Below are 10609 nucleotides of genomic sequence, written 5' to 3' on the forward strand. Positions count from 1 at the left end.
GGGTGTCATCGATTTTGAGCACGGCGGTAAAGCCGCCCTCCCCCGGCCCGTTCAGCCTGAGCGAAGTCGAAGGCCACGCCTGAACCTTTCCTGGGATACCGGGGAAAGGGATTCCCTTGGCCTTCGACTTCGCTCAGGCTGAACGGCTTGAAAAAGCCCGATCCTCCCCTGCAAGGGAGGGGGACCATGCGCAGCATGGTGGAGGGGTGTCGCCCTCTCGATGGCGCGACACCCCTCCGTCAGGCCTTCGCCCTGCCACCTCCCCTTCCAGGGGAGGAATGGCCAACCTTACTCCGCCGCCACCGCCTCGACGCTGTCGTCGAGCGGATGCGCCAGGCGGGTGAGCATTTCCTTCGGGCAGACCTGCCAGAAATGCCCGGCGACGCGGTCCCAGTCCTCCAACAGGCCCTTCGACCACTTGCTGTCGGTACGCTCGGCATGTTCGGCGACCAGATCGCGGAGCACGCCCTCCCAATGCGCGGAAGCCAGACGCTGCCACACGATATTCTCGGGGTTGGCGCGGCGCGGGAAACGCTCCTCCGGATCGTAGATGAAGGCCATGCCGCCGGTCATCCCCGCCCCGAAGTTCGCGCCGACTTCGCCCAGCACCACCGCGATGCCGCCGGTCATATATTCGCAGCCATTGGCGCCGCAGCCCTCGACCACCACGGTCGCGCCCGAATTGCGCACCGCGAAGCGCTCGCCCGCCTGGCCCGCCGCGAACAGGCGTCCGCTGGTGGCGCCGTAGAGGACGGTGTTGCCGATGATCGTGTTCTTCTGGCTGGCCAGCGGCGAGCTGACCGCCGGGCGCACGATGATCGTGCCGCCCGACAGACCCTTGCCGACATAGTCGTTGGCGTCGCCGAACACTTCCAGGGTCACGCCTTTGCACAGGAACGCGCCCAGCGACTGGCCCGCGCTGCCCCGCAGACGCACGGTGACATGCCCGTCGGCCAGCTTGCTCATCCCGAACTTACGGGTGATCTCGCTCGACAGCCGCGTGCCGACAGCGCGGTGGGTGTTGCGCACCGAATAGGTCAGCTGCATCTTCTCGCCGCGCGAGAAGACGGCTGCGGCATCCTTGATGATCTGCGCATCCAGGCTGTCGGGCACTTCGTTGCGGAAGGTCGACAGGCTGAACCGCCGCTCGGCATCGGTCGCATCGACCTTCGCCAGCACCGGGTTGAGGTCGAGATCGTCGAGATGCTCGGCACCGCGGCTGACCTGGCGCAGCAGCTCGGTCCGCCCGATCACCTCGTCCAGCGAACGGACGCCCAGCCGCGCCAGGATGTCGCGCACTTCCTCGGCGATGAAGGTCATCAGGTTGATGACCTTTTCCGGTGTGCCGGTGAACTTGGCCCGCAGCCGCTCGTCCTGCACACAGACACCCACCGGGCAGGTGTTGCTATGGCACTGGCGCACCATGATGCAGCCCATGGCGACGAGGCTCAGCGTGCCGATGCCGAATTCCTCCGCGCCCAGGATCGCCGCGATCACGATGTCGCGCCCGGTCTTCAGGCCGCCATCGGCGCGCAACCGGATACGCCCGCGCAGGCCGTTCAGGGTCAGCGTCTGGTTGACCTCCGACAGCCCCATTTCCCACGGGGTCCCGGCGTACTTGATCGAGGTCTGAGGGCTGGCGCCCGTGCCGCCGACATGGCCCGAGACCAGGATGACGTCGGCATGCGCCTTCGCCACACCCGCCGCGACCGTGCCGATGCCCGCCGAGCTGACGAGTTTCACGCAGACGCGCGCACGCGGGTTGATCTGCTTGCAGTCATAGATGAGCTGCGCGAGATCCTCGATCGAGTAGATGTCGTGGTGCGGCGGCGGCGAGATCAGGGTCACACCCGGCGTCGCATGGCGAAGCTTGGCGATGAACTCGGTCACCTTGAAGCCGGGCAACTGCCCGCCCTCACCGGGCTTGGCACCCTGCGCGACCTTGATCTCGATCTCGTCGCAGGCGTTCAGATATTCCGCCGTCACGCCGAAGCGACCGCTCGCGATCTGCTTGATCGTCGAGTTGGCGTTGTCGCCATTGTCATAGGGCTGGTAGCGCAGCTTGTCCTCGCCGCCCTCGCCCGACACGGCCTTCGCGCCGATCCGGTTCATCGCGATGGCCAGCGTCTCATGCGCCTCCGGCGACAGTGCGCCCAGCGACATGCCCGGCGTCACGAAGCGCTTGCGGATCTCGGTGATCGCCTCGACCTGATCGACCGGCACGCCTTCCGAGGGGAAGTTGAACTGGAGCAGGTCGCGCAGATAGACCGGCGGCAGGTCGCCGACCCCGCGCGCGAATTGCAGATAGGTCGAATAGCTGTCGGTCGCTACCGCCGACTGAAGCAGATGCATCAGCTGCGCCGAATAGGCATGGGTCTCCCCCCCATCACGCTGGCGATAGAAGCCACCGATCGGCAGCGTCGCGACATGCTGGTCCCAGGCGGCCTCGTGGCGGAGCATCGCCGAATAATGGAGCGAGTTGTAACCCTCGCCCGAAATCTTGGCGGGCATGCCGGGGAACAGGTCGTTGACCAGCGCGCGCGACAGGCCCACCGCCTCGAAGTTATAGCCGCCGCGATAGCTGGAGATCACCGCGATCCCCATCTTGGCCATGATCTTGAGCAGGCCGTCCTCGATCGCGGTGCGATGGTTGGTCAGGCATTGTTCGATGCTAAGGTCGCCGAACAGCCCGCGTTGGTGGCGGTCGACGATGGCGGCTTCGGCCAGATAGGCGTTCACCGTAGTCGCGCCGACGCCGATCAGCACCGCATAATAGTGCGTGTCGAGGCACTCGGCCGAGCGCACGTTGATCGACGCATAGGAGCGCAGGCCCCGGCGGACGAGATGCGTGTGCACCGCCGCCGCCGCCAGCACGCCCGCGATCGCCACGCGGTCTTCGGAGACATGCTCGTCGGTCAGGAACAGCTCGGAACGGCCTTCGCGCACCGCCTGTTCGGCCTGGTTGCGGATACGCTGGATCGCGGCGCGTAAGCGATCGGGACCGCCATCGGCCTCGAAGGTGCAGTCGATCTCGGCCGCCGAACGCCCGAAATGCGCCTTCAGCCGGTGCCAGTCCGCGCCGGTCAGGACCGGGGACGGCAGGACCAGCACGCGCTCACGCCGATCCTCGGTGTCGAGGATGTTGGCGAGATTGCCGAACCGGGTCTTCAGCGACATCACATAGCGTTCGCGCAAAGAATCGATCGGCGGGTTCGTGACCTGCGAGAAATTCTGGCGGAAGAACTGGCTGATCAGGCGCGGCTTGTCGGAAATGACCGCCAGCGGCGTATCGTCGCCCATCGAGCCGATCGCTTCCTTGCCCCCCTCGGCCATGGGGGACAGGATCAGCTCCATATCCTCCATGGTCTGGCCTGCCGCGACCTGACGGCGCAGCATTTCGGCGCGGGGCATCCGCACCAGCGCCTGCTCCTCGGTCGGCTGGGGCAGCTGGTCCATGGTCAGGAACTCGCCGATCATCGCGGCATAGTCCTGCTCGCCCGAAATCTGGTCCTTGATCGCGCGGTCGTCGTAGAGCTTGCCCTCGGCCAGATCGACGGCGATCATCTGCCCCGGGCCCAGACGGCCCTTGGCGGTGATGGTCGACTCCGGCACCACGACCATGCCGCTTTCCGAACCCACGATCAGCAGGCCGTCGGCGGTCAGCGTATAGCGAAGCGGGCGCAGCGCGTTGCGGTCCATGCCCGCCACCGCCCAGCGGCCATCGGTCATGGCGAGCGCGGCGGGGCCGTCCCACGGCTCCATGACGGAGGCGAGATACTGGTACATGTCGGCATGCGCCTTGGGCGCGTCGAGATCCTTCTGCCATGCCTCGGGCACCAGCATCAGCTTGGCGGTCGGCGCGTCGCGGCCCGACCGGCAGATCGCCTCGAACACCGCGTCGAGTGCGGCGGTATCGGACGCGCCCGCCGGGATCACCGGCTTGATGTCCTCCGAATTGTCGCCGAACGCGATCGAGGCCATGCGGATCTCGTGGCTGAGCATCCAGTTCTTGTTGCCACGGATCGTGTTGATCTCACCGTTATGCGCCAGGCAGCGGAACGGCTGGGCCAGCCACCATTGCGGGAAGGTGTTGGTCGAATAACGCTGGTGGAAGATCGCCACGCGGCTCTCGAACCGATGGTCCTGCAGGTCGGGATAGAAGACCGACAGGCTCTCGGCGAGGAACAGCCCCTTGTAGATGATCGAGCGGCAGGACAGCGAACAGATATAGAAGCCGCTGATCTGCGCCGCGATCACCCGCTTTTCGATGCGACGGCGGACCAGATACAGGTTCTTCTCGAACTCGGCGGCATCGACCTCGTCGGGCATCGGCCCGGCGATCATGATCTGCTCGATCTCGGGCCGGGTCGCCTGCGCCTTCAGGCCGATGACCGACACGTCGACCGGCACCTGGCGCCAGCCATAGATGGTATAGCCCGCCTCAATGATCACGCTCTCGACGATGGTGCGGCAGGTCTCCTGCGCGCCCAGGTCGGTGCGCGGCATGAAGATCATGCCGACCGCGAGACGGTTGGGCAGCACCTTGTGCCCCGACGCCGCGATGGCATCGTCGAAGAAGCGGTGCGGCAGGTCGACATGCAGCCCCGCGCCGTCGCCGGTCTTGCCGTCCGCATCGACCGCGCCACGGTGCCACACGGCCTTCAGCGCATCGATCGCCGACTGGACGACCCGGCGCGAGGGCTGGCCATCGGTGGCCGCGACCATACCGACGCCGCACGCATCGCCCTCGAACTCGGGGCGGTACATGCCATGCTCGGCGAGATATTGGCGCTGGTCGGTCATCATGTCTTGTCCTGCTGGAACGTCCTGCATCGGGGTGGCATCGCGCATCATGCCGCTTGCCTTTCGCGCGCGGCGGTCTTGGCTCGCGCCTTCAGCCACTGGTGCATCGCCTTGGCGACGTCGCGGCCGTCGCGGATCGCCCAGACCACCAGCGACGCACCGCGCACGATGTCCCCGGCGGCGAACACGCCGTCCAGGCTGGTCATCAGCGTACGGCCATCGACCAGCACGGTGCCCCAGCGGCTGACGCCCAGTTCGGCCGTCCCGAACAGGCTCGGCAGATCCTCGGCATCGAAGCCCAGCGCCTTGATGACCATGTCCGCCTCCAGCAGATGGTCGGCACCCGGCTCGGCCTCCGGCGCGCGCCGTCCGCTAGCGTCCGGCGCACCCAGCCGCATCTTGGCGGCGCGCACGCCCGTCACCGTCTCGCCCCCTTCGAAGCCGAGCGGCGCGGAGAGCCAGACGAACTCGGCGCCTTCCTCTTCCGCATTGGCGACTTCGCGCTGCGAGCCCGGCATGTTCGCGCGGTCGCGGCGATAGAGGCACTTCACCGACTTGGCGCCCTGGCGGATCGCGGTGCGGACGCAGTCCATCGCGGTGTCGCCGCCGCCGATCACGACGACATTCTTGCCCTCGGCATTGAGCGAGCCGTTCTCGAACGCCTCGACCGCGTCGCCGAAGCTCTTGCGGTTGGACGCGGTCAGATAGTCGAGCGCGGCGATCACGCCGTTCGCGCCCGAACCGTCCACATCGACATTGCGCGCCTTGTACACGCCGGTCGCGATCAGCACCGCGTCATGGCGGCGGCGCAGTTCCTCCAACGTCGCATCCTCGCCGACCGAGAAACCCTCGTGGAAGACGATGCCGCCCGCCTTCAGCCGCTCGACCCGGCGCATGACGACGGGCTTTTCCAGCTTGAAGCCGGGGATGCCATAGGTCAGCAGGCCGCCCGCCCGGTCGTGCCGGTCATAGACATGGACCTCATAGCCCGACACGCGCAGATATTCGGCGGCGGTCAGGCCCGCAGGCCCCGCGCCGATCACCGCGACCGACTGGCCCCGCTCCGGCCCCGGCACCAGCGGCTCGACCCAGCCTTCTTCCCAGGCGGTGTCGGTGATGAACTTCTCGACCGATCCGATCGTGACCGCGCCGTGGCCCGAAAATTCGATGACGCAATTGCCCTCGCACAGCCGGTCCTGCGGGCAGATGCGACCGCAGATCTCGGGCATGGTCGAGGTGCTGTTGGACAGCTCATAAGCCTCGCGCAGCCGCCCCTCGGCGGTCAGGCGCAGCCAGTCGGGGATATGGTTGTGCAGCGGGCAATGGACCGAGCAATAGGGCACGCCGCATTGCGAGCAGCGCCCGGCCTGATCCTCCGCCGCCGGGGGCGCATAACGTTCGGCGATCTCGCGGAAATCCTCCGCACGAACCGTCGCGGCCCGCTTCGCAGGATAAGCCTGATCACGGCCTACAAACTTCAGCATAGAATCGTTCGCCATATGCGCCTCCGAAGAGCCGGATATTGCGCGAACGACCTTATGTCACCTCGAAATCGACATATAGGACATAGTATATGCCCTATTTATATGCCCCGAACCGGGCGGAAGCCGCTTATTGCGACCAACCCGCAATAAATAAGGTCCGGTTCGGTATCAATGCATGCTCAATAGGGCCAGAGCGATGCCGCCCGCCACGATTCGGTACCAGGCAAAGGGGCCGAAACCATGTTTTCCCACGATTCCAACGAACCAGCGCACCACCAGCAACGCGACGACGAACGCCACGATAAAGCCGATCGCGATCTCCAGCGGTCCGACGCTGTTCCCCGCGCGCATGGCATCCATATGCCCCGCCGTCTCCACGACGCTGGCGCCCAGCATGGTGGGGATGGCGAGGAAGAAGCTGAACTCCGCCGCCGTGCGCCGCTCGACGCCCAGGGTCAGCGCGCCCAGGATCGTCGCGCCGGAGCGGCTGACCCCCGGAATCATCGCCAGACACTGAAGGAAGCCGACGCCCAGCGCCGTCCGGGCCGGAACCGCCGCGATGCCGCGCGTATTGCCGGGCTTCACCAGCCGCTCGATGACCAGGATCGCGACGCCGCCGACGATCAGGGCGACCGCCACGACCTTGGGCTGGAGCAGCAGCGCCTCGATATGCTTCTTCGCCAGCACGCCGATCACGGCGGCGGGGATGAAGGCGATCAGCAGGTTGCGCACGAAGCGGATCGAGCCGGGATCGCGCTTGGCCAGCCCGACCAGCACCGTCCAGAAGGTCCGCCAATAGAGGACGACGACCGCCAGGATCGCGCCCAGCTGGATGACGATGTTGAACATCTGCCACCGTGCGTCGTCATAGCCGAGCAGCGCGCCCGCCAGGATCAGGTGGCCAGTGGACGATACCGGCAGGAATTCGGTGACCCCTTCGACAATGCCGAGGATGATGGCGGCTATCAGATCGTTCACGCGAGTCCCCAAAAAATAAGCCCCGCCGCCATAGGGCGACGGGGCGATGAGCGAAACGGCAAAGACGGCGAGACCGGGACGGTTCAGGCCGCCAGGGTCTCCGTCCGTCGTCCAAAACGCCCCGCCTTGCGGAACCGCACCAGATAGTCGGGTGCGACCGTCGCGAGCGGTGCGGGCGTGACGCCCAGTTCGGCCAGACCCGGCGCACCGGCGGCGGCGACATTGTCCTGTTGCAGCATCAGCCACTGGTCCCGGCTGATCGGCGAGCCCGGCAGGCGGGCCAGCAGCGCACCGGCAAAGTCTGGCAGTTCGACGAAATTCGGCTTGCGACCCAGCGTCTTGGCGATCCAGCGGACCAGCTCGCCCATCGAAATCACGTCCGGCCCGCCCAGCTCATAGGTGCGGCCGCCATGCGCTTCGGGATCGCGCAGCGCGGCGGCCACCGCCTCGCCCACGTCCCCGGCGAAGACCGGCTGGAACTTCACGCCCGCGCGCAGGATCGGGACGATCGGGGCCGACACCATGCCCGCGAACCGGTTCACGAACTGATCCTCGCGACCGAACACGATCGAGGGGCGAAGGATGGTCGCGTCCGGGAAAGCCTGACGCACCGCCGCCTCGCCCTGCCCCTTGGAGCGGGCATAGGCCGCCGCGCCATTCTCGTCCGCGCCGATCGCCGAGACATGGACCAGCGCGCCGACACCGGCATGGCGAGCGGCTTCGGCGACGGCGCGCGCGCCATCGACATGGATACGCTGCATATTGCCGCCCATCACGCCGACCAGATTGACGACTGCATCCGCCCCCTCGACCGCGCGCGCCACCGTGTCCGGCCGGGCGATATCGACCGCGACGAACTGGGTCTGGCCCAGGCCGCCCTGGGTGCGCAGGAAATAGGCCTGACGCGGATCGCGCTGCGCGATCCGCACCCGCGTTCCGTCACGCATCAACTCGCGTGCGACATAGCGGCCCAGAAAGCCCCCGCCGCCGATCAGCGTCACCAGCTTGTTCGTCATGCCCGTCCTTATTCGCCAGATTTTTCGTGCAACGCCCCTTTGCCCCGCAAAAAAGCCGTTGACAAGGATTCGAACCCTCCCCTAAAGGCGCGGGCCTACCCCGTGCCCAGATGGCGGAATTGGTAGACGCACCAGCTTCAGGTGCTGGCGATCGCAAGGTCGTGGAGGTTCGAGTCCTCTTCTGGGCACCACTTTCCAACATTGGTGGAAAATGTGAGGCGGCTGTCGAAAGACGGCCGCCGACACGTGCTTGTCGCGTTACTTTCGCGCGACGGGCCGAATTCGGTACCGATGTTTTCGGTCCCCCGGACCGGGCGACGATCGGGGCAACAATATGCTTGCCAATATTCCCCCCTTTGCGGATGACCGACCCGACAGCCGCAAGACAAGTTCGGTGACGGGGCGAAAGCGACGATGGTCCTGATCAAGACGGGATTGATCTATTTCGATCAGGCGATCCGCCAGGGATCGATCCGCAAGGCGGCGGAATCGCTCAACATCGCCTCATCGGCGGTCAATCGTCAGTTGTTGCAGCTGGAGGACGAACTTCAGGTGCAGCTGTTCGTCCGTATGCCGCGCGGCATACGCCCGACCGCGGCGGGCGAGGCGCTGCTCAGCTATATCCGGCGCTGGAAGCGGGAGAGCGTCGCGCTGCATCACGAAATGCTGCGGCTGCGCGGCGGGGAGCGGGGGCTGATCCGCATCGCCGCCGCCGAGAGCCTGGCCGACCAGCTCGTGCCCCGCGCCATCGCCCGCCACCAGGAACGCTTTCCCCTGATCGAATTCTCGCTACTGGCCGGGGACAATCACCGGGTGAAGGCGGAATTGCTGGCCAAGGAGGCGGACGTCATCTGCGCGTTCGACCTGACGGGCACCCCGCGCACCGCGACCGTGGCGCATGTCCAGACACCGATCGGCGTCATCGTACCGCCGGGCCACCCGCTCGCCGCGCTGGACCGGGTGACGCTCGCCGACTGTATCCCGCATCCGGTGGTGACGCCGAACGACGACTGGCTGAAGCAAAGCGTCCTCCACGACCTGTTCGACGCCAGCGACGTGCCGCTGAAGCGCATCGCCACGGTCGAGCGGATCGACACGCTGAAGAACCTGGTCCGCGCCGGCATCGGCATCGCCTTCCTCTCGCGCATCGGGCTGGAGCGCGAACTGACGGCGGGCGAGCTGTGCTGGGTGCCGCTGGCCGAGGGGATCGTCCGCCCGGCCAGCGTCTCGATGCTGCTGCAACGCGGGCGGGTGCTGCCCATCTATCTCAGCAGTTTCGTGGATATCCTGAAGGAGGAATTCGCGCTGCTCGGCGAATGACCGCCTATGCCGCCGCGCTCACCGCCACGGGCTCGGCCTCCGCCGCATCGGCCAGCCGCCGGGCCAGGAAGGCGCAGGCGATCAGCTGCCACTGGTGAAAGACCATGACCGGCAGCAGCACGATGCCGACCTGCGCGGGCGGGAACAGCACGCCCGCCATCGGCACGCCGGTCGCCAAGCTCTTCTTCGACCCGCAGAAGCGCATCACGACCGCGTCCGCCGGGGCCAGCTTCATCGCGCGCGCCATCACCCCGGTCAGCACCAGCACCACCGCCAGCAGCAGCGCACACCACCCCACCAACTCGGCCAGTTCCGCCGCCCCGACCCGCGACCACAGCCCCTCGCTCACCGCCGCGCCGAACGCGGTATAGACGACCAGCAGGATCGACCCGCGATCCAGCGTGGTGACCAGCCGCTTGCGCGCCGCGATCCACCCGCCGATCCAGGGGCGCAGCAAATGCCCGGCCGCGAACGGCACCAGCAATTGCAGGACGATGGTGCGCACCGAATCGAAGGACATCGCGACCCCGCCGGCGCCGGGCAACAGCAAGGCGGCCAGCGCGGGCGTGACGGCGATGCCCAGCAGGTTGGACAGCGACGCGCTGCACACCGCCGCCGCGACATTGCCGCGCGCGATGGCGGTAAAGGCGATCGAGGACTGCACCGTCGAGGGCAGCAGGGTCAGGAACAACAGGCCGGTCGCCAGGTTGGGCGCGGCCAGCCCGCCGATGACGAGGCCGAGCAGCGGGAAGATCACGAAGCTGGTCGCCAGGATTGCCGAATGCAGCCGCCAGTGCCGCACCCCCGCCAGCAGCGCGCTGCGCGACAGCTTCGCCCCGTGCACGAAGAACAAGGCGACGATGGCGGTATCGGCGACGATGTCGAAGAAGGGGACGCCGACCCCGCGCGGCGGCAGCAGCGTCGCGATCAGCACCGTCGCCAACAGCATCAGCACATAGGGTTCGATGGTGGCGAGCAGTCGGCGGATCATCGCGTCACTCCGGTACG

6 protein-coding genes and 1 tRNA gene are annotated in these 10609 nt (G+C 67.0%); 2 read left to right on the forward strand and 5 right to left on the reverse strand.

Annotation, left to right across the window (positions count from 1 at the left end):
- Nucleotides 1-288: 288 nt before the first annotated feature.
- The 4 genes from gltB to OXQ33_RS12035 all read right to left on the reverse strand — a co-directional run bounded on the left by gltB (nucleotide 289) and on the right by OXQ33_RS12035 (nucleotide 8281).
- Nucleotides 289-4806, reverse strand: coding sequence for a glutamate synthase large subunit (gltB, locus tag OXQ33_RS12020; RefSeq protein ID WP_267434965.1), 4518 nt, complete (start codon nucleotides 4804-4806; stop codon nucleotides 289-291).
- A gap of 44 nt (nucleotides 4807-4850) precedes the next feature.
- Nucleotides 4851-6302 (reverse strand): NAD(P)-dependent oxidoreductase, encoded by a 1452-nt coding sequence (locus OXQ33_RS12025; protein WP_267434930.1) that lies wholly within the window; start codon nucleotides 6300-6302, stop codon nucleotides 4851-4853.
- A 153-nt stretch (nucleotides 6303-6455) separates the two neighbouring features.
- Complete coding sequence (locus OXQ33_RS12030) at nucleotides 6456-7265, reverse strand: undecaprenyl-diphosphate phosphatase (protein WP_267434931.1); 810 nt, start codon at nucleotides 7263-7265, stop codon at nucleotides 6456-6458.
- A gap of 83 nt (nucleotides 7266-7348) precedes the next feature.
- Nucleotides 7349-8281: a complex I NDUFA9 subunit family protein gene (locus OXQ33_RS12035; protein WP_267434932.1), complete on the reverse strand. Its 933-nt coding sequence runs from the start codon at nucleotides 8279-8281 to the stop codon at nucleotides 7349-7351.
- Between the two features lie 104 nt (nucleotides 8282-8385).
- On the opposite strand from OXQ33_RS12035, the gene OXQ33_RS12040 reads away from it, so the two are divergent.
- A tRNA-Leu gene (locus OXQ33_RS12040) sits at nucleotides 8386-8472 on the forward strand.
- Nucleotides 8473-8695: 223 nt separating this feature from the next.
- Nucleotides 8696-9601: a LysR family transcriptional regulator gene (locus tag OXQ33_RS12045; protein WP_267434933.1), complete on the forward strand. Its 906-nt coding sequence runs from the start codon at nucleotides 8696-8698 to the stop codon at nucleotides 9599-9601.
- A gap of 4 nt (nucleotides 9602-9605) precedes the next feature.
- On the opposite strand, the gene OXQ33_RS12050 is transcribed toward OXQ33_RS12045, so the two are convergent.
- The gene (locus tag OXQ33_RS12050) at nucleotides 9606-10592 is read right to left on the reverse strand and encodes a bile acid:sodium symporter family protein (RefSeq protein WP_267434934.1); all 987 of its coding nucleotides are present in this window, start codon (nucleotides 10590-10592) and stop codon (nucleotides 9606-9608) included.
- Between the last annotated feature and the right edge of the window lie 17 nt (nucleotides 10593-10609).

Origin of the sequence: Sphingomonas sp. GM_Shp_1 (genome assembly GCF_026540895.1) — a bacterium.
Taxonomy (GTDB): Bacteria; Pseudomonadota; Alphaproteobacteria; order Sphingomonadales; family Sphingomonadaceae; genus Sphingomonas.

Excerpts from the sequence above, each read along its gene's own strand:
- gltB (WP_267434965.1), bottom strand. The coding sequence starts at position 4,806 with ATGATGACCGACCAGCGCCAATATCTCGCCGAGCATGGCATGTACCGC.
- OXQ33_RS12025 (WP_267434930.1), bottom strand. The coding sequence starts at position 6,302 with ATGGCGAACGATTCTATGCTGAAGTTTGTAGGCCGTGATCAGGCTTAT.
- OXQ33_RS12035 (WP_267434932.1), bottom strand. The coding sequence starts at position 8,281 with ATGACGAACAAGCTGGTGACGCTGATCGGCGGCGGGGGCTTTCTGGGC.
- OXQ33_RS12045 (WP_267434933.1), top strand. The coding sequence starts at position 8,696 with ATGGTCCTGATCAAGACGGGATTGATCTATTTCGATCAGGCGATCCGC.
- OXQ33_RS12050 (WP_267434934.1), bottom strand. The coding sequence starts at position 10,592 with ATGATCCGCCGACTGCTCGCCACCATCGAACCCTATGTGCTGATGCTG.